This is a genomic window from Psychrobacillus sp. MER TA 171 (assembly GCF_023713305.1).
Lineage (GTDB): Bacteria > Bacillota > Bacilli > Bacillales_A > Planococcaceae > Psychrobacillus.
The window spans coordinates 22235-42564 of the sequence record NZ_JAMAWN010000015.1 but is presented as its reverse complement, the minus strand read 5'-3'; the positions used below and the strand labels follow the sequence as shown (position 1 = coordinate 42564).

Genomic DNA, 20330 nt, shown 5'->3' with positions numbered 1-20330 from the left:
TAGGAAAAAATTAGTATTTATTTATTTTTATATAATGTTTGTTCCAGTTTTGTTCGACATACCGGTATGCTCAAGGTAGAATGCCGATACAATGTATGACACCCTTTAGCCATTTGTTTTTCTGAAGCATCCTTATTCCCTAACTGTATGTCAGTTTACATTTTAGACATTAATCGTTTGGCAATGGCTTGGAATTCCTCTGGACCGATACCAGGAGCGAATTCTTCCGGGAGAGATTCTAATTCAGGAATTTTATAGCCTTTAGGACTACCTTCCTTCACAATTAATTGGTCCCCACTTGTAGGATTCTTACCCTTCCAGATTTTATCAATGTCTTTATAATCGCCTACGTTGTTCCATGTAAAAAGTACATTCCCATATCCTAAATCCTCGTATTTTCGTGCCTGATCAAACGCACGATTATCAAGGTTAGGGATTGGCAACATTTTAGTTACATCTACACCTGTAGCTATTTCAAGGGCTTTTGCATAAGCGATAATATGCGTCCCTCCGCGAACTAATAAATATCCGATCATTTCCCTAGCAGTTGGGTGATCAGTCATTTCATATACTCTCATTTTATGGGTTCTTGCACCACATTCCAAAAAGAAATTATGCAAAAGATCTAATACTAGGTTACCACTCGAAAATACATAATCTCCTCTCCAAGGATTCCCCATGGAATCTCCGGCTAAGGAGGTTTGAGCATTGGCTATAAAAGCATAAGTGTTTCGCATATTTTTGGCATCTTGTAGTGGTGCCACATCTGGTTCTCCACTGAAGCTAGTTCCTTTATATAATAGATTTATCGTATTGGAGACGAGCTCCACATGACCAAATTCCTCCGCTGTTATACTGGCTACCAAATCATAGAATGGTTTTAGCTTAGTTTTGCCACGAAAGTTAAAGGATTGATACATATAGTTGTTAAGTGTCGACATTTCACCAAATTTTCCACCTAAGAGCTCCTGCACAGCGGAAGCCGCATTTGCATCTCCATATTCTAAATTGGGCAATTCAATCAACAATTTATCTACTCTATTAAACAATCAACCATCCTTTCATTTAGATATGTTCGGAGAAATCCAAACGATAGCTTGTATACGTACATAAAAAGGAACTCCACCTACATTTACGACAAGATGATCTGGAGCGACTGCTGTCAATTTTCCTTGAAGGATATTTTTAGTCGTTTGCACTGCAATATTAGTGCCTATTAAACTTTCTGCTGCTTGGAATACATAACCATCAAATGGACTTACAAACTCCACGCTACTTCTTTCATTCAACTTCCATCATCCCTTCTTTGCATTCATATTAGTTTATGAGAAAATGTAGTATATGGTCACATTACTCAATAACTTAAGAAAAGGAAGAGAAAATGATTAAAAGACTTTTGGTAACTGGGTATAAAGCCCATGAATTAGGGATATTTAATGATAGCCATCCTGGAATTCCTATTATAAAAAAAGCGATTGAGAATCAAATGCGTGCTCTCCTAGATGAAGGACTGGAATGGGTTATTCTTAGTGGACAGCTAGGTGTGGAGACATGGGCAGCAGAGCTAGTAGTGGAGCTAAAAAAGGAATTTCCCCAGTTAAAATATTCTATTATTACACCATTCCTGGAACAAGAGAAAAATTGGAATGAGCAAAAGCAGGAAAACTATCATAGGCTTATTGCACTTGCTGATTTTCATACGAGCGTGACAAAAAAGCCTTATGAAGCGCCGTGGCAATTTATCGAAAAAAATAAATTTCTCATTAGAAATACGGATGCCATGTTAATCATTTATGATGACGAAAATGAAGGTTCACCAAAATTTATAAAAAAACTTGCTCAAAGTTATGCAGAAAATAATAACTACCCTATAATTAGTATTGACGCATACGACTTACAAGTAATTGCAGATGAAGAAAGGAACGATTATATATGATAAAAAAGAAACTAACTCAAAAAATCACGGAAATTGCAGGAGAACATATCTCACTGACAAAAGAAGAGCATGACTATGCTCTAACTAATGAACTTTTATCGGAAACTGCCAGTATATCCATAATAGAAAGCGACAAACTATTTGAAAATGCCATCATTGAAAGATTCGTTAAAGAAACAGAGGAATTAATCTCAAAAGAATCTAACGCCTTTTTAAAAACTCCTATTACTCATTTTAAAGAAAAAATGAACGAGTTTATGTACTTAGAGACTCCTCATTTCGAAACATTAAGTGTAGACGCTATCGCCTTTGAGTACGATGAAGTATTTGAAGTATATACAGCTATGTTCGGACTATCCCTTCAAAAAAAATATGGAGATGCAGTAAAAGCATATTTGAATGAACATTTTGATGGAAAAGCAATGAATTACAGTGTCATGTTCTCTGCTGGAGATGGCTTGTGGGAAGTCAATCTACCTTTAAATTATATTGACGATTTTGACACAAATTATACAATAGAAGAAACATACCAGTTTTTATATCGTTTCCTGTTCTCATTAGTAGCTTCGACCGAAAACTAAATGCATGCATAATCGTGATCCTTAAAAATCACGGTTATTTTATTTCAAAAGTGTTACAGGTGCCTGGCACCTGTAACACTTTCTTTTAACTTAGCGTGCATACATATTTTTGTTTGTTCTGTTCACACTAATTTAGATGTTTCAATACATCTTAATGGAGGAGGAGAATAGATTGGATAACACATACAGTCAAAATCACAGTGAAACGATGAATGGGCAAACGGTTGTACCTCATTTTAATCATGGTGCGCACGAATTAATGGATGTACATGAGGTATTGTCTGCAGCAATCGGTGCATTAAACTTGAGCACCATTTTACGTCCACACGTGAAGGATCAGGAATTATTAAGCATTCTAGACCGTCAGTATGCTTTTGCTTTAGACGAGTATAATATGCTGGTGGAATGCTTTAAAACTGGGAAAGACCCTTCACATCGCACTGCATCTTATAAGATGGCCACGCAAAATGATTTTACTTATGGTCTAAAACCGTCATCACAACCTAAAAAACCTATCCAAAGTGCTTCAGAGATAAATGACGAAATGATATCCGGTTATTTGTTAAGCTCTGCTAAAGCTGGAGCTGCTGGTAAGGTTCCTGCAGCGCTAGAAGCTACTAACCCAGTTGTGCGAAGAGTCCTTCAGGATTCAATCCCTAACTGTATTGAGATGGCTTACGAGCTTTCCATTTATCAAAACAAGCATGGGTATTATCAAGTACCTCGCTTCGAAGAACAAACTATGGAGCAAATCTTAAACGCGTACGGTACTGCTCAAGGTCCAATGTACAAAATGCAATAGTAACCTAAATAGGCGCTTTCTGTTCCCCTTAAGGACAGAAAGCGTTTATTTCTTAATAGTATTTTGTCTTTCCTCACCCTTTTCCAGTATAATAAAATAAAGCTATTAATGAAAAGGTGAAGATAGATATGCAAGTTGCTATTTTTGATTTTGATGGAACGTTATATGAGGAAGAGACTTTCAAGCTGCTAATGAATCACTTAAAGGTGCACCCGACCTATCATCCGCAATATAAACGTTTTTATAGATCCATCGTCCCGCCTTATATTGCCAATAAACTTAAGCTTTATCCAACTACTAGTATGAGAAAACGGTCCATGCAATTATATCTAGAGGCTTTTGAAGGAAGAACACAAGATGAGATGTATCAATACTTTGACGAATTAAAAGAGCAAATGCAGCAAAGCTTCAATAAAAAGGTTTTAGAAAAATTGAATGCTCACCAGCAAGAAAATGTACATATTTATCTAGTCTCAGGTGCTTACACCCAATTTTTAGAACGTGTCACAGAAGGAATTACATTTACCGATATCATCGGAACGGAAATCATATATAAAGATAACTATGTGTATACAAAGTCTCCACTAGAGCATGTAAATGGCGTGATGAAGACGAAAAAGCTACTAGAAAGACTAGAAGGACAAGAAATAGATTGGGAAAACAGCTATGCATACGGAGATAGCTATTCAGATCTACCCGTCCTTGAATTAGTCGGCAATCCTGTCGCTGTAAAGCCTGAAGAAAAACTATTAAGTGTCGCACAACAACGCGGCTGGGAGATACTGAGATAGACAAGCTTCATACAACTCCAATTTATAAAAGCTATCTGACCCCATAGGGTTAGATAGCTTTTTATTGGATGAGAACCGTCCGATTATGTGGGAAAACCGTCCGATTATTGTTTGGAACCGACCGATTATACCTGGTTATCGACCGATTTTCTTTAAGAACCGACCGATTGTCAAATTTATACCAATCTAACGATATGAATATATCAAAAAAACCTGCTGAGATTTCTCTCCAGCAGGTAATCACCATTTACATTCTCACATTAATTTTCTTTTCATGTAGATAATCTTTAATCTCCGAAATAGTATAGTCTCCATAGTGGATCATCGAGGCTACTAAAGCTGCATCTGCTTTTCCATCTTTAAACACTTCTTCGATATGATCTAAAGTACCAGCTCCACCAGAAGCAATAATTGGCACATTCACTTTTTCAGATAGCAGCTTAATAAGCTCCACATCATAGCCATTTTTCATACCGTCCTTATGAATACTTGTACAAATAATCTCTCCTGCTCCAAGTTCAGTTGCTTGCTGTGCCCACTCTACTACGTCCATTCCCGTTTTCTCGTGTCCGGAATGTGTATATACTTCCCATCTGATAATTTCATTGTTATCATTATAAATTGGCATGGCATCAAGCCCTAGCACCACACATTGCTTACCGAATATATCTGCCGCTTCTCTTAAAAGCTCTGGTCGCTGTACAGCAGCGGAGTTGACCCCTACCTTATCTGCTCCAGCGCGAAGCAACCTTTTAAAGTCATCTATCGTTCTAACACCGCCAATTACCGAAAAAGGTATGTAAACTTGCTCTGCGACTCGACGAATCCAATCTATCTTTAAGTCTTGGTTTTTTAACGAAGCAGTAGTATCCAGATAGATCAACTCATCCGCGCCATCCTCTGAATATTTCTTCCCTAGCTCTGCTGGGTCACCAATTATCGTAGGATTTCTAAATTGAACATATTTTACTGCTTTATCTCCTAAAACATCTATTGCAGGAACAATTCGTTTTCTAAGCATGCTCGTCAACTCCTTGCTTGCAGTAATTGTCTAGCAATTGAATGCCGTGTTTACCGCTTTTTTCTGGATGGAATTGTACACCCATCACCTGGGAATTTCCTATCGCACATGCAAAGTCAGGTCCATAATTTGTCACACCGATTATGTGATCCTCTATGCTAGGCTGTGCATAATAGGAATGAACAAAATAGAAGTCCGCGTTATCTGGAATATCTTGAAACAAGAAATGTTTTTGCACATCCTGCACTTGATTCCAACCCATATGTGGAACTTTTTGCGCCTCTTCACCAAACAAAGGGACTGTTCCTGGTAGAAACCCTAAGCACGGAACATTACCTTCCTCACTCGTTTCTAAAAGAAGCTGCATTCCTAAGCAAATTCCTAAAAGAGGTGTCCCCTTATCAACTTCTGCCCGCAAATAGTCACTTAAGCCTGTCTCATTTAAAACATCCATGGCCACCTTGGCATTTCCCACACCAGGTAGGATTAGCTTTTCTATTTCATCATCGTGCTCGCTAGGTTTGGTGATAAGCTTAATCTGATAACCAAGGCGAGTAATTGCCTTAACCACACTATGTAAATTCCCTGCTCCATAATCTATTATGCCAATCATGCTGTTCCCCCTCTTCTATCTCTTACTTTTTATTATGCCATCAGTTGACAGAAAATAAAAGAAAAACTTTAGTATGCTAATACGATAGCACAATAGAATAAAGAAAAAACGAGAGATCTATCAAGTAGTCTCTCGCCCAATAATTAGTTTACAAACGATTTATTTATAACGAAATCATTTACTCTTTTAGCAACCTCTTGCCCTTCTTTAATCGCCCAGACAATCAAGCTTTGACCCTTCCTAGCGTCTCCTGCTGCAAATACACCTTTCACATTCGTTGTATAATCTTTAGCCGAGGCAACGATACGTTTGTTTAACACCTTTACACCAAACTGGTCCGCCAAAGGAGTTTCTGGACCTTCAAAGCCTATCGCAACAAAAACAAATTGTGCAGGCCATACTTTCTCAGATCCTGGAACTTCTTTAAAAAAGTAGAAACCATCTTCCCCTAATATTTTTTCCATTTGAACGGTATGAAGCTCTTTCAGCTTGCCATCTTTATCTTTGATCATCTTTTTTGTTTGAATTAAGTACTCCCGTGGATCCTTGCCGTATTTTGCATTGGCTTCCTCATATGCATATTCCAATTTATAAATATTTGGGTCTGTAGGCCATTGGTTATCCGCTGCTCGCACTGCAGGTAGCTGTGGATGCTTACCGAATTGTACGACACTTCTACAATTTTGACGTATAGCTGTTGCCACACAGTCTGCTCCAGTGTCACCACCACCAATCACAATGACGTCCTTCCCCTTTGTATTAATAAACTGACCGTCTGCGAAGTTTGAATCTAATAAACTTTTGGTTGTGGAAGTCAAATAGTCCATCGCCATATAAACTCCATCTGCATCACTTCCATCCATGTGGAGGGCGCGCTGTTTCTGTGCACCAATACATAAGATAATTGCGTCGTATTGAAGCTTTAGCTCATCTGCAGTGATATCCTTACCGACCTCTGTGTTTAATACGAAGTCGATACCCTCCTGCTGAAGCAGGTGAACTCTTCTCTCAACTATTTCTTTTTCCAGCTTCATATTTGGAATGCCATACATGAGGAGACCTCCTGCACGATCAGCTCTTTCATACACAGTAACCGAGTGCCCTGCTTGATTTAAATTATCTGCACTTGCCAAACCTGCTGGACCGGAACCAATAATAGCTATTTTTTTACCAGTTCGAACAGAAGGAATTCGAGGTGTAATCCATCCATTTTCAAACCCTTTGTCTATAATTGTTCTTTCTATATTCTTGATAGAAACTGCTGGATCTGTAATAGCTAACGTACACGATCCTTCACAAGGGGCTGGACAAACACGTCCAGTAAACTCCGGAAAGTTATTGGTCATTAATAATCGCTCTAAAGCTTCCTGCCACTTCCCTCGATAAACTAAATCGTTCCATTCTGGTATTAGGTTATTAATTGGGCACCCAGCTGTCGCACCTCTTATCTCAATACCCATATGGCAAAATGGAGTTCCGCAATCCATACATCTTGCACCTTGTTTACGAAGAGATTCGTCCGAAAGTTTGGATGCATATTCCTCCCAGTTTTTTATACGCTTAAGAGGAGCTACTTCCTTGGCTTTTTCTCGTTTATATTCTATAAACCCAGTTGGTTTACCCATATTGAAACTCCTCCTTTCCTTAAAATGGCTCTTATTTTTCTCCACAGGAGCAAATGTTTTATAGACTATTATCACTTCAGAAGCGTAGGTTTCTTTTCTACTTTTTTTGTAGATGTTGATAGGAATGCCTTCATCGCTGCCTCGTCTGTCGTCAGTCCTTCATTTTTAAATGTTGCAATTCTTTCTAGCATCTTTTTATAGTCGTTAGGTACAACCTTTACGAATTTGTGAACTGTATCTTCCCATTTGTCCAAGATATTCATAGCCTTTGTGCTTCTTGTATAATAATAATGATCCATGATTAGCTGCCTTACACTATGAATCTCTTCTTTAGACTGAAGTTTCTCAAAACCAATCATTTCCATATTACATTTAAACTTGAATCCTTCTATATCATCCACTAGCACGTAGGCAATACCACCAGACATACCTGCTCCAAAATTTTTGCCTACATCACCTAGAATAACTGCTCTACCACCTGTCATGTATTCACAGCCATGATCTCCGATTCCTTCAACGACAACATCGGCTCCACTATTTCTCACTGCAAAACGTTCTCCAGCACGACCGTTAATGAATACGGAACCATTAGTTGCTCCGTATAATGCAACGTTACCAGCTATAACATTTTGTTCTGCTGTTCCCGATAACGGAGAAGTAACTACAAGCTTCCCGCCTGAAATTCCTTTACCAAAATAGTCATTTACATCCCCGTTCACAAACATTGTCATTCCTTGTGGGATATATGCTCCAAAGCTTTGACCTGCCGCACCTTTAAAGCGTAGAGTAATCGAGTCATCAGGTAAGCCGCTTGCTCCGTATTTCTTAGAGATTTCACTCCCTATAATAGTTCCTACAACTCGATCAGTATTAGCAATGGTGTAGTTTAAATCTACCTTCGTTTTATGAATGATAGCTTTTTCTACTTGTGGCAGTAACTCTCTGATATCAAATGACTTTTCAAGCTGATGGTCTTGAGCTTGTTTGCAAGTACGGTCCCCACTCACTTGATAAAGCAATACAGATAGATCTAATTGCTGCGCTTTCCAATGAGCCTTCGCTCGCTCGCTAACTTCTAATAGATCCGTTCTACCAACCAATTCATCTACAGTTCGAATACCCAGTAAAGCCATATACTCTCTTACTTCCTCTGCTACAAACTTCATGAAGTTTACAACATAGTCCGCAGACCCACTAAACTTATCTCTTAGCTCTGGATTTTGTGTTGCAATTCCAACCGGACATGTATCCATATGGCAAGCACGCATCATTACACATCCAAGTACAATTAGGGGAGCTGTTGCAAAACCAAATTCTTCTGCTCCTAACAAGGCAGCCATAACGACATCCTTACCAGTCATGAGTTTGCCATCTGTTTCAAGTACTACTTTATTTCGCAGCCCATTTAGCATTAATGTTTGATGAGCTTCCGCAAGGCCTAACTCCCAAGGTAATCCTGTATGTTTAATACTTGTTTTCGGAGACGCTCCCGTTCCACCATCGTACCCACTTACTACAATTACATCCGCTGCACCTTTAGCAACACCCGCAGCAATTGTTCCTACGCCAGATTTTGCAACTAGCTTAACACTAATCCTAGCTGAGCGATTTGCATTTTTTAAGTCATGAATGAGTTGGGCCATATCCTCAATGGAATAGATATCATGATGGGGAGGTGGAGATATTAAACCTACCCCTGTCGTCGAGCCTCTGACATCTGCTACCCATGGGTATACTTTATTGCCTGGAAGCTGACCGCCTTCACCCGGCTTTGCTCCTTGAGCCATTTTAATCTGAAGCTCATCGGCTTCAACCAAGTAGTGGCTGTTTACTCCAAAACGGCCGGAAGCAATTTGTTTAATAGAGCTGCGACGATTATCTCCATTGGTATCTAACACATATCGATTCGGATCTTCTCCGCCCTCTCCACTGTTACTTTTCCCTCCAAGACGATTCATCGCGATCGCTAGCGTTTCATGAGCTTCTTGGCTTAATGAACCAAATGACATCGCACCTGTCTTAAATCTCTTTACAATGGAATCCACTGATTCTACTTCATCTAGTGGAATCTTTTTCGACCCTTTTTTAAAAGTAAGAAGATTTCTTAAAAAGCCGATTCTCTCTTCATTTGCCATTTCTGCATACTGACGATAAAGTCCATAGTCTCCTCGTCGCGTTGCCCATTGAAGGGTATGAATTGTTTTAGGATTAAACGCATGGTGCTCTCCTGTACTTCTCCATTGGAAATCACTGCCCGAATCTAAAGCATCGACAGTAGATTCTACTGCTAAAAGATGTCTTCGAATCGCTTCTTCGCGAATCGTTTCCAGGCCGATTCCACCAAGCTGGGAAATTGTGCCTGTGAAATAGTTTTCAATGACATCATGGCCAATACCTATCGCTTCAAATATTTGTGCTCCACGATAGCTTTGTACTGTGGATATTCCCATTTTAGACATTACCTTAACGACGCCTTCTGCTACACCTTTGCTATACTTAGCAACTGAATCGTCATAGGTACTTTCTAAATGGCCATCATGGATTGCCTCCGCTATAGTTGCATATGCAAGATAAGGATTAATCGCGTCCACCCCATATCCGATGAGAGCAGCAAACTGATGGACCTCTCTTGCTTCCCCGGATTCAACGATTATACTCACCTTCGTACGGTTTCCTGTTCGGAGCAAGTGCTGATGCAGGTTACTGGCTGCCAACAGAACAGGTATAGTCGGTTGTGACACATTTAATGATCTATCTGACAAAATGATAAGCGATACGTTCTTATCTATTAGCTCATCTGCTTCTTTAGAGATCCTCTCTAAATCTTTTTCCAAATCTTCAAACATATTAATATATATAGTGCCACTTCGGAAACTTTCATCCTTCAAATCCTTTATGGATTGAAGCTGTCCATTCGTTAAAACAGGTGTTTCCAAATAGATTCGACGAGCATTGAGCTCTCCAGGGTTAAGTAAGTCACCTTCTGCACCAAGCAACGTCATCGTCGAGGTAACAATATGTTCCCGGATAGAATCGATTGGTGGATTAGTTACTTGCGCAAATAACTGTTTAAAATAATTGAAAAGAGATTGCGGTCTATCGGATAGAACAGCTAACGGAGTATCGTTCCCCATTGAACCAATAGGGTCTTTTCCTTCTATAGCAATTGGCAGAATGTATTTGTGTATATCCTCATACGTATAACCAAATGCCTTTTGACGGAACAATAGGTCCTCTACATTTTCCTGTATATCTTCCTCAGCTATTACCTTGTATTGATGATCATTTAACCACTGCTGATATGGTTGTGCTCTTGCCATTTCAGATTTTATTTCCTCGTCTGAAATAATTCTTTGTTGCTCCAAATCAATTAACAGCATTCTTCCTGGGCTTAAACGTTCCTTATAAAGAATATTTTCTTCCTCAATATCAACTACTCCAACCTCAGAAGAAAAAATAATATAGTCATCTTTTGTGACATAATAACGTGCCGGCCGTAAACCATTGCGGTCTAAAATAGCCCCAATTTGCTTTCCATTTGTAAATGAAATAGCTGTTGGACCATCCCACGGTTCCATTAAAGAGCTGTGGTAAGCATAAAATGCTTTTTTCTCTTGTGAAATGTGTGGATTCTCTGTCCACGGCTCTGGGATTAGCATCATCGCCGTATGCGCTGGTGACCTGCCAGCTAAAACAAAAAATTCAAATGCATTATCGAGCATAGATGAATCACTTCCATTAGGATCAATTACAGGAAGTAGCTTTTCTAAATCATCACCAAAGGCATCCGAAACGAATTGTTGCTCACGGGCCTTCATCCAGTTGACATTACCTCGAAGCGTATTTATCTCCCCGTTATGAACGATGTAGCGATTTGGATGAGCACGCTCCCAGCTAGGAAATGTGTTTGTACTATAACGAGAATGTACTAAAGAAAATGCAGAAGTAAAAAGTTCATCTTGTAAATCTACATAAAACTCGTCTACTTCTTTAGGAGTTAACATTCCTTTAAAAACGATTGTCTGACTAGAAAGACTTGGACAGTAGAATTTTTTTGCTTCCTGCTGTGCCCAATGCTCTACTAGTTTTCTGATGACATATAGCTTGCGCTCGAACGCTAGCGAGTCTTGAAAGTCTTTAGCCTTGATGAATACTTGTCGCACTACAGGTGCAGTTTCACTAGCGGATTCACTTAACTGACTCTTATCAGTAGGAACTGTCCTCCAACCAATTAGCTCTTGACCTTCAGCAATAATCGTCTCATTTATTTTTAGTTCTATCGCCTGTCTTTCCTCATCATCCTGAGTAAAAAACAACATTCCTACTCCATATTGTCCTTTTTCTGGAAGGTCCCATTGACTGCAAACAACCCGAAAAAAAACATCAGGTATTTGCACCATGAGTCCTGCTCCATCTCCAGTTTGGCCATCACTGCCTTTTCCTGCACGATGGTCTAACCGGCATAACATTTCTAAGCCTTTTTTTACTATATCGTGTGTTGGTAAGCCTTTTATATTAGCATATAAACCTATCCCACAGGCGTCATGCTCTAATTCAGGATTATACATGCCCTGCGCTCCAGGTAATTGGTGAAATGTCATGCAATCGACCTCCATTTTCCAAAAAAGTGTGTTAGGAACATTGTATGTTTTCAAAATAATATAAACAATATATAATTTGGATATAAACAATCTACTTTTGAGATAGGTTAGGAGAAAACTATGGAAATCAGGCAATTAAGGTACTTTAAAGAAGTAGCCGAAAGAGAACATATTTCGGATGCAGCTATTCATTTACACGTCGCACAGTCTGCAGTTAGTAGACAAATCGCTAATCTAGAAAGTGAACTGGGTGTGGAATTATTCGAACGTATTGGGCGAAATGTAAAATTAACGCCAATAGGTAAGATTTTTTTAGAGCATTGCCTGTCTGCACTACAAGCAATCGATTTTGCCAAAAAACAAATTGATGAGTATCTAGATCCAGAAAAAGGAACTATTAAAATCGGTTTCCCAACTAGTTTGGCTGGCCATTTACTCCCCACGGTTATTTCTGCCTTTAAAAAGGAGCATCCTAACGTAGCATTTCAATTGAGACAAGGCTCTTATAATCATTTAATCGAGGCAGTCAAAAAACGAGATATTAATATAGCTTTTTTAGGTCCACTTCCTCCAAAGGATAATACTATTAATACCACCATTTTGTTTTCGGAAAACTTTTCTGTACTAGTACCTACGAACCATCGTTTTGCAAAAAGAGAAAAGATTCCCTTAATTGACATGAGAGAAGAAGACTTTGTTCTATTTCCAAAAGGATATATATTGCATAAACTTGTTTATGATGCTTGTCATTCCGTAGGGTTTACGCCTAAAAGTTCATCTGTTGGAGAAGATATGGTTGCCATAAAAGGTCTAGTTGCTGCCGGTGTAGGAATCACGATACTACCAGACAGTACTTTCTATGACTCTATCCCTAGATTTACAACTAAGGTTCCTCTCATATCTCCACCACTCCGAAGGACAGTAGGTATGATTAGTCCGGTGACGAGGGATTTGTCTCCATCAGAAAAGGTATTCCACGACTTTACCATACAGTTCTTCAAGCTATTGAATCAATATCAGTAAGGCCATTTAATAGGCCATTATTGCTATATTGTGGTAAAATAAATGGAAGAGAATGTAGAAATGTGAGGTAGGAAATTTGAAAACAAAGAATGAAAAAAACGAATTGCGGGAATGGGTCGGAGCAATTGGAGTTGCTGTTTTGCTTGCCTTTGGAATACGCTTCTTTTTGTTTATACCTATAGAAGTGGAAGGTGCTTCTATGCTTCCTACCTTTGAAAATGGAGATAAGGTGATGGTCAATAAAATCGGTCCTAAATTTAATGACTACGAGCGATTTGATATTATTGTTTTTAAGGTTAATAAGGAAACTAATTACATCAAGCGAGTTATAGGTTTACCAGGCGACCATATTACCTATAAAGATGATGAGCTTTTAATAAATGGAAAAAAATATGATGAGCCTTATTTAGATGAATTGAAAAAGGAATTAATTGATCATGGCACGCTAACCCAGGACTTTACCCTTGAAGAATACTTAGGTGAATTAGTAGTACCGGAGGGTTCGTTATTTGTACTTGGAGACAATAGACGCTTTAGTAATGACAGCCGAGAGCCTAGTGTTGGGTTCATATCTATGGATATAGTACTCGGTACCGTGAACATGACGTATTATCCCTTAAATAACTTCGGTTTTATTAAGTAGTATAGGCTGCGTTAGAATAAACTAGTAGTTCTTTAATTTTTAATTTTGTTAGCATAAGACTAGTTCCCATTCAGATTAATTAAGTGATATAATATTCCATTCTTAAGACTATCCCTTCTTATTAGTAGAGATCCACAAATCCATTATAAATATTAAAAGCTTCGGAAATTTACATTTGTAAAATTTCGAAGCTTTTTTGTATATAATTCTTATGGAGAAAAAGCAACCTCTACATGGTGCATTTTTTATTCTATGTCTAATTTAAACTGTATACTATCATCATTATATAAGGAACATTTACAAACTATTGTAGAATAACACAAATATTATTTTAATATTTTCTATATATTTGTCTAGTATATTACAGGTGCCAGGCACCTGTAATATACCAAAATAATCATTGATCTTTAATAATGTCTCTTTCCTTCGTCTCCCCCTTTAATAACGTAGATTTCCTTTGAAAAATGTCTTCTTCCTCTTTGGAAATAGTGCTATCTGTGATAATACCTGTAATTGAGTCAAAATCAGCTATTTTGGAAAAGGCTTTTTTGCCAAATTTATGAGCATCAACGATTAAGTAGACAGCCTCACTGATGTGAAGCATCGCTCTTTTTATGGACGCTTTCTCAAAGCTTGCAGATGTTACACCGTGAACAGCATCTACTGCATCAGCGCTAAGAAATAAAATATCTACAAACATATTTTCCAACATATTTTCTGCAAAAGACCCTACTATAACACCGTCTTCAGTCTGTACCTTACCACCAAGTAGAATTACTTCTAATTTTGAATTAGTTAATTCTGTAGCGATTTTTATATCATTCGTAACTATCGTTAGATTGCAACGTACTTTTAAAATTTTAGCAATCTCTAATGTAGTAGTACCAGAATCTAAAAGAACACTCATTCCGTCTTGTACTAATGTAACAGCAATTTTGGCGATTTCTTTTTTCCTCAGATCTGTTTCCGAAAGATTTTGTTCAAATAATTGCTCTCTTCCGATAACCTGCGGGAGTGCCGCTCCACCATGAGTTCTAATTAATTTTTTGTTTTTTTCTAGTTCGTCTAGGTCTCTCCTTATAGTCATTGCAGAAACATCTAAAAGATCTACAAGCTCTAGTATTTCAACCTTACCCTTAATAGAAAGCTCATCCATTATTATCTTTTTTCTGTTATCAGGAAGCAAATTTATCTCCTCCATATAGCATATTGTTAGCTTTGAACATATTATGTTCTAAATTAACAGAAAAATCAAAAATCTTTGAGCGTAATTAACAATGATCGAAATATTACATTGTTTTGAATTATCAAAAATATATTAGGGGTTTACTGCTGTAGTGTGTTAAAATATACGAATAATTAAAATTAGGAGGGTCATCTAATGCAACTGGCGGAGACAAAATTACTTCAAATTGAAGATGTGTTAAGAGCGCATCAATTTTTAAAAGAGGTTGTGTTACATACACCTTTACAAAAAAACGACTATCTGTCGGAGAAATACGAGGCTAATATATATTTTAAACGTGAAGATCTTCAACATGTTCGCTCATTTAAACTAAGAGGAGCTTACTATAAAATAAAAACTATTGAAGAGGCTGCCTGTAAAAAAGGAGTGGTCTGTGCAAGTGCAGGAAATCATGCCCAAGGAGTGGCTTATGCCTGTGCCCATTTAGGAATATCCGCAAAAATATTTATGCCATTGACTACTCCGAGTCAAAAAATTGAACAGGTAAGAATGTTTGGACGTGAGTTTGTCGAAATTATTCTAGCTGGTGATACTTTTGATGATTCAGCTAGCAGTGCCGTTGCCTACGCAAATGAGAATGATCGACTCTTTATCCACCCTTTTGACGATTTAGATATCATTGCAGGTCAAGGTACAGTCGCAGTTGAAATTATGAATGATATTGATGAAAAGCTAGATTATGTTTTTAGTAGCATTGGTGGAGGTGGTCTAGTGTCAGGCGTTTCTTCCTATATAAAGAATCTATCTCCTAGCACACAAATTATTGGTGTAGAGCCTGCTGGAGCAGCAAGTATGAAGGCAGCAATAGCAAACAGCGGGCCAATCGTACTTGAAACGATAGATAAATTTGTAGATGGGGCAGCGGTTAAGTGCGTCGGAAAGCTAACGCATCAAGTGGTAGCCAAATACGTGGATGATATTACACTTGTTCCAGAAGGAAAGGTATGTACTACCATTTTAGACCTGTACAATAAACACGCTATTATCGCAGAGCCTGCTGGAGCATTATCAGTAGCAGCGCTTGACTCTTATAAGGAACAAATTAAAGGAAAATCTGTAGTTTGTATTATTAGTGGTGGTAACAATGATATTGGAAGAATGCAAGAAATTAAAGAAAAGTCATTGATTCATGAAGGTCTACTCTACTACTTTATCGTGAGCTTCCCACAAAGAGCTGGAGCTTTACGACAATTCCTAGATAAAGTACTCGGTCCGAATGATGACATTACAACCTTTGAATATACGAAAAAAAACAATAAAGAAAGCGGACCTGCATTAGTAGGTATTGAATTGAAAACTAGTAATGATTATTCAGGACTCTTAATGAGAATGAATGAAAATGGATTTTCTTATAAGGAAGTGAATAAAGATAGCACGCTTTTTGAGTTATTAATATAGAAGAATAGCTTTATATCAACATTTATATTAGTTTAATGGCGCCAAAAATTGTTCACAAACTATGTACAGATAAAAATTATTATAATCTAATTCTAGCATTATCACTTTCCCTTTGATATAATAATTCTTGTATTATAAAGATTCTAATCTAGGGGGAAATTAAATGTCTGAAAATCAAAACAACAAAATGACAACTGCAGCTGGAGCACCAGTAGTAGATAACCAAAACTCACAATCAGCTGGTCGAAGAGGTCCTCTTCTACTTCAAGACGTTTGGTTATTAGAGAAACTAGCACACTTTGATAGAGAAGTAATTCCAGAGCGTCGTATGCATGCGAAAGGCTCAGGTGCTTACGGTAAATTTACTGTAACTCATGATATTACTCAATATACTTGCGCTAGTCTATTCTCAGAAATCGGAAAAGAAACAGAAATGTTCGTACGTTTCTCAACTGTTGCTGGAGAACGTGGTGCAGCGGATGCTGAGCGTGATATTCGTGGATTTGCAATGCGTTTCTATACAGAACAAGGTAACTGGGATTTAGTTGGGAACAACACACCAGTATTCTTCTTCCGTGATCCACTAAAATTCCCAGATTTAAACCATGCCATTAAGCGTGACCCACGCACAAATATGCGTAGCGCTAATAGCAACTGGGATTTCTGGACTTCTCTTCCGGAAGCACTTCACCAAATTACTATCGTAATGAGTGAGCGTGGATTACCAAAATCCTACCGTACGATGGACGGGTTTGGAAGCCATACATTCTCAATGATCAACGCGGAAGGCCAACGTGTTTGGGTTAAATTCCACATGAAATCAGTGCAAGGAATTGAAAACCTTACTGACCAAGAAGCTGTTGACATCGTAGGTGTAGACCGCGAAAGTCACCAACGTGACCTAATGGAAGCAATTGATGCAGGTAACTTCCCTAAATGGAAAATGTATATCCAAGTAATGACGGAAGAACAAGCTAACAATATGCCTTACAATCCATTTGATTTAACAAAAGTTTGGTATAAAAAAGATTTCCCACTAATTCCAGTTGGAGAATTCGAATTAAACCGCAACCCAGATAACTATTTTGCAGAAGTAGAGCAAGCTGCATTTACACCAGCTAACGTAGTACCTGGTATCAGCTTCTCTCCAGATAGAATGCTACAAGGTCGCCTATTCTCTTATGGAGATGCAGCACGTTACCGTTTAGGTGTTAACCATCATCAAATTCCAGTTAACCAACCTAAATGCCCATTCCACTCTTACCACCGCGATGGTGCTATGCGTGTAGATGGCAATAAAGGAAGCACCATGACTTACGAGCCAAACAGCTATGGTCAATGGAAAGATCAACCTCAATATAAAGAACCTGCTTTATCTCTTGATGGGGCAGCAACTCAATGGGATTTCCGTGAAGATGACGACAACTACTTTGAGCAACCAGGTAAATTGTTCAATCTTATGAACCCTGAGCAACAGCAAGTCCTTTTTGAAAATACTGCTCGTAATATGAATGGCGTAGAAGATTTCATTAAAATCCGTCACATCATTCACTGCTACAAAGCAGACCCTGCTTATGGTCAAGGCGTTGCTGCGGCAATGGAACTTCCATGGGAAAGAATTGAAGAAGTTATGAACGTAACTGCAACTGTATAAGTTTAGTAAGGCTATCCTCTTGAAGAGGATAGCCTTTTTATGAGCTTCCATATCTCGCTTTTCCTATATAAGTTGCCACTTTTTAGACTCAGATTGACTAAAGCCATTTGTGCTATGATGTAACTATAATGCGTGAATTAGGAGGATATCTTTTTATGGGTACTGTCATAATAAAAGTATTATTATATTCGTCATAGTTCTAGCTTTAACGATTTTCACTATTAACAAGGGCTATGCTTATAAGCATACGATTGATGAACATCCTGACAAAATGGATAAGAAACAAAAAACGCATCCGCCTGAATGAGGCAGATGCGTTTTCTAATATATTATTTTGTTCCCGCTTTTTCTTTTTTAATTTGTTTACTACGTAATTGACCACAGGCTGCATCGATATCAGTACCCTGTTCCATACGTACTCCACAGTTTATTCCTTTATTCTTTAATGTTTGGAAGAAAGCACTAATGGATTTTTCAGTACTACGTTGGTACTGTCCATGCTCATCTACCGGATTATAAGGAATTAGGTTAACATATGAAAGATGACGCTTATTTTCCAATAGCTTAGCCAACTGCTGAGCTTCTTCCACATGATCATTAACGTCTTTAAGTAGGATATACTCAAATGTAATACGACGGTTTGTTTTTTCTAAATAATAGTCAACAGCAGCCATTACTTTCTCAATTGGGAAGGCTTTATTGATAACCATGATTTGAGAACGAAGCTCGTCATTTGGAGCATGTAAAGAAACAGCAAGATTTACTTGAATATTTTCATTAGCAAAGTCAATAATTTTCTTAGCTAGCCCACTTGTAGAAACAGTGATATGACGTGCACCAATTGCAAGTCCTTTTTGATCATTAACTGTTCTTAAGAAGTTCATAAGGTTTTTGTAGTTGTCAAATGGCTCGCCAATACCCATTACTACGATATGACTTACACGTTCGTCTTTTTGAAGCTGATCTAAATGCTCTTGAACCTTCATAATTTGTCCAACTATCTCTCCAGCATCTAAGTCACGACTCTTCTTTAAAAGACCACTTGCACAAAAGCTACAGCCGATATTACAGCCAACTTGAGTTGTTACACATACGGACAGACCGTATTTAAAACGCATTAATACTGTTTCGATTAAATTTCCATCTTGCATTTCAAAAAGGAATTTAATCGTTCCATCTGCAGACTCCTGTTTTACACTTTCTTTTAGCGTTTGGATAACGAAATTTTCTTCTAAAAGATCCAAACAGTCTTTGTTTACATTTTTCATTTCCGCAAAGCTTTGTACTCGTTTAATATATAACCAATCCCATACTTGTTCCGCACGGAATTTCTTTTGACCATGTTCCATTAACCATTCTATTAATTGGTCTCTAGTTAGACCATAAATTGATTTTTTCATTATTTAGCCCCTCTTTTCTTACACATACAATTCGCCTATTATACACCAAATTCTCTTGCACGACAATTAATTATAAAGGAAAAATATTTAAAAAGATATCATTTAGTCTTTCCAATACTAACTTAAATACACTGGAAATTAAAGATATTAGTCCTATTTCCTTTTACTGACGATAATATCATTCATTGAAAGGAATTATGATGAATAAGCTAATAGAACGTGTATAAAAGATTGGAGATATCGATTATGAAGTTTATGAAAAGAAAAAGAGCATTTTTCCATCCTGGTAAAGCATTTTTAAAAGTAATTGTATTCATTACTTGTTTTGCAGCATTTCTACCTACAGGGATTACCAATACGCAGATGAATGATACTTTTTTAGGGAATACAATTAATACTTTTCAACACTCGATTGATAATCTCATGGTTGTCTCATATGAGGTTAATGATACGATCATAGATGAAAATACGGGTCAAGCTGAATATTCCGTGATTACTGCTTATACTCTATTTGGTATTCCATATGCTGAAGTAATTGCTACTGAAGAAAGCAGCTATATTAATAAGAAGTATCTTTTTGTACGTTAAGAAAAGCGCAAGCGCCTATGTCTGCCCCGACAGGCAAATGAAGAAAAGCGAGGAGGCAGTTCCTCAGCCACCGGAGCTTTTATCCATTTGACCCCGAGGGGCAAGGCGATGAAGCTAGACATCAAGAAAAGCATAATCGCCTGTCACTGCCCCGGCAGGCAAATGAAGAAAAGCGAGGAGGCAGTTCCTCAGCCACCGGAGCTTTTATCCATTTGACCCCGAGGGGCAAGGCGATGAAGCTAGACATCAATTTACCCACAGGTTCAGAATTTCATAATTTCCTAAACATTAAAAAAACCGTGAAATCGGCAACTTGATTTCACGGTTTTTTAAGACATTTCTCCATTTTAGTTGTTAGCAGACCCCTCAGAAAGCGTCCGCTGTATCGGAAAACAACTCTAGGTGATT

General features: G+C 38.0%; 18 protein-coding genes. 10 read left to right on the top strand and 8 right to left on the bottom strand.

Annotated features, from left to right (window positions below; genetic code table 11):
- Window positions 1–155 precede the first annotated feature (155 nt).
- Both M3627_RS13995 and M3627_RS13990 read right to left on the bottom strand, forming a co-directional pair.
- On the bottom strand, window positions 156–1049 hold the full coding sequence (locus M3627_RS13995; protein ID WP_169361493.1) for a manganese catalase family protein: 894 nt from the start codon (window positions 1047–1049) through the stop codon (window positions 156–158).
- Window positions 1050–1061: 12 nt separating this feature from the next.
- The gene (locus M3627_RS13990) at window positions 1062–1289 is read right to left on the bottom strand and encodes a YuzF family protein (RefSeq protein WP_169361494.1); all 228 of its coding nucleotides are present in this window, start codon (window positions 1287–1289) and stop codon (window positions 1062–1064) included.
- 92 nt (window positions 1290–1381) lie between these two features.
- Between M3627_RS13990 and M3627_RS13985 the strand changes: the two genes are divergently transcribed.
- From M3627_RS13985 to M3627_RS13970, 4 genes are all read left to right on the top strand, one after another.
- Window positions 1382–1936, top strand: coding sequence for an SLOG family protein (locus M3627_RS13985; RefSeq protein ID WP_169361495.1), 555 nt, complete (start codon window positions 1382–1384; stop codon window positions 1934–1936).
- A complete protein-coding gene (locus M3627_RS13980; protein WP_169361496.1) occupies window positions 1933–2517 on the top strand; it encodes a branched-chain amino acid aminotransferase in 585 nt (194 codons plus the stop codon). Before M3627_RS13985 ends, M3627_RS13980 begins: the two co-directional genes overlap by 4 nt.
- 208 nt (window positions 2518–2725) lie before the next feature.
- A complete protein-coding gene (locus M3627_RS13975) occupies window positions 2726–3319 on the top strand; it encodes a spore coat protein (protein WP_205964174.1) in 594 nt (197 codons plus the stop codon).
- Between the two features lie 116 nt (window positions 3320–3435).
- Window positions 3436–4110, top strand: a complete 675-nt coding sequence (locus M3627_RS13970) for an HAD family hydrolase (RefSeq protein ID WP_251556160.1) — start codon at window positions 3436–3438, stop codon at window positions 4108–4110.
- A gap of 247 nt (window positions 4111–4357) precedes the next feature.
- Here M3627_RS13970 and hisF read toward each other — a convergent pair whose 3' ends face one another.
- The 4 genes from hisF to gltB form a co-directional block, all read right to left on the bottom strand.
- Window positions 4358–5131 carry an imidazole glycerol phosphate synthase subunit HisF gene (gene hisF / locus M3627_RS13965; protein ID WP_169361499.1) on the bottom strand — a complete coding sequence of 258 codons (774 nt, stop codon included), beginning with the start codon at window positions 5129–5131 and terminating at the stop codon, window positions 4358–4360.
- Window positions 5124–5744 carry an imidazole glycerol phosphate synthase subunit HisH gene (hisH, locus tag M3627_RS13960; protein ID WP_169361500.1) on the bottom strand — a complete coding sequence of 207 codons (621 nt, stop codon included), beginning with the start codon at window positions 5742–5744 and terminating at the stop codon, window positions 5124–5126. Before hisH ends, hisF begins: the two co-directional genes overlap by 8 nt.
- 143 nt (window positions 5745–5887) lie before the next feature.
- Entirely contained in the window at window positions 5888–7369 is a 1482-nt protein-coding gene (gene gltD / locus M3627_RS13955; protein WP_169359521.1) for a glutamate synthase small subunit, read from the bottom strand.
- Between the two features lie 71 nt (window positions 7370–7440).
- Window positions 7441–11970 carry a glutamate synthase large subunit gene (gene gltB / locus M3627_RS13950; RefSeq protein WP_251556157.1) on the bottom strand — a complete coding sequence of 1510 codons (4530 nt, stop codon included), beginning with the start codon at window positions 11968–11970 and terminating at the stop codon, window positions 7441–7443.
- A 120-nt stretch (window positions 11971–12090) separates the two neighbouring features.
- On the opposite strand from gltB, the gene gltC reads away from it, so the two are divergent.
- Together gltC and lepB are read left to right on the top strand one after the other, a co-directional pair.
- Window positions 12091–12993, top strand: a complete 903-nt coding sequence (gltC, locus tag M3627_RS13945; protein WP_251556156.1) for a glutamate biosynthesis transcriptional regulator GltC — start codon at window positions 12091–12093, stop codon at window positions 12991–12993.
- Between the two features lie 76 nt (window positions 12994–13069).
- Window positions 13070–13636 (top strand): signal peptidase I, encoded by a 567-nt coding sequence (gene lepB, locus M3627_RS13940; RefSeq protein ID WP_169359524.1) that lies wholly within the window; start codon window positions 13070–13072, stop codon window positions 13634–13636.
- A 397-nt stretch (window positions 13637–14033) separates the two neighbouring features.
- Here the strand turns inward: lepB and M3627_RS13935 are convergent, their stop codons facing one another.
- Window positions 14034–14822, bottom strand: coding sequence for a DeoR/GlpR family DNA-binding transcription regulator (locus tag M3627_RS13935; protein ID WP_169359525.1), 789 nt, complete (start codon window positions 14820–14822; stop codon window positions 14034–14036).
- 195 nt (window positions 14823–15017) lie between these two features.
- Between M3627_RS13935 and ilvA the strand changes: the two genes are divergently transcribed.
- From ilvA to ytzI, 3 genes are all read left to right on the top strand, one after another.
- Window positions 15018–16280 carry a threonine ammonia-lyase IlvA gene (gene ilvA / locus M3627_RS13930; RefSeq protein ID WP_169359526.1) on the top strand — a complete coding sequence of 421 codons (1263 nt, stop codon included), beginning with the start codon at window positions 15018–15020 and terminating at the stop codon, window positions 16278–16280.
- A gap of 163 nt (window positions 16281–16443) precedes the next feature.
- Entirely contained in the window at window positions 16444–17934 is a 1491-nt protein-coding gene (locus M3627_RS13925) for a catalase (RefSeq protein WP_169359527.1), read from the top strand.
- 136 nt (window positions 17935–18070) lie between these two features.
- Window positions 18071–18241 (top strand): YtzI protein, encoded by a 171-nt coding sequence (gene ytzI, locus M3627_RS13920; RefSeq protein ID WP_353056471.1) that lies wholly within the window; start codon window positions 18071–18073, stop codon window positions 18239–18241.
- Window positions 18242–18263: 22 nt separating this feature from the next.
- Here ytzI and rlmN read toward each other — a convergent pair whose 3' ends face one another.
- Complete coding sequence (gene rlmN / locus M3627_RS13915; protein ID WP_169359529.1) at window positions 18264–19334, bottom strand: dual-specificity RNA methyltransferase RlmN; 1071 nt, start codon at window positions 19332–19334, stop codon at window positions 18264–18266.
- Window positions 19335–19580: 246 nt separating this feature from the next.
- Between rlmN and M3627_RS13910 the strand changes: the two genes are divergently transcribed.
- The gene (locus M3627_RS13910; protein WP_169359530.1) at window positions 19581–19922 is read left to right on the top strand and encodes a hypothetical protein; all 342 of its coding nucleotides are present in this window, start codon (window positions 19581–19583) and stop codon (window positions 19920–19922) included.
- Window positions 19923–20330: the final 408 nt, after the last annotated feature.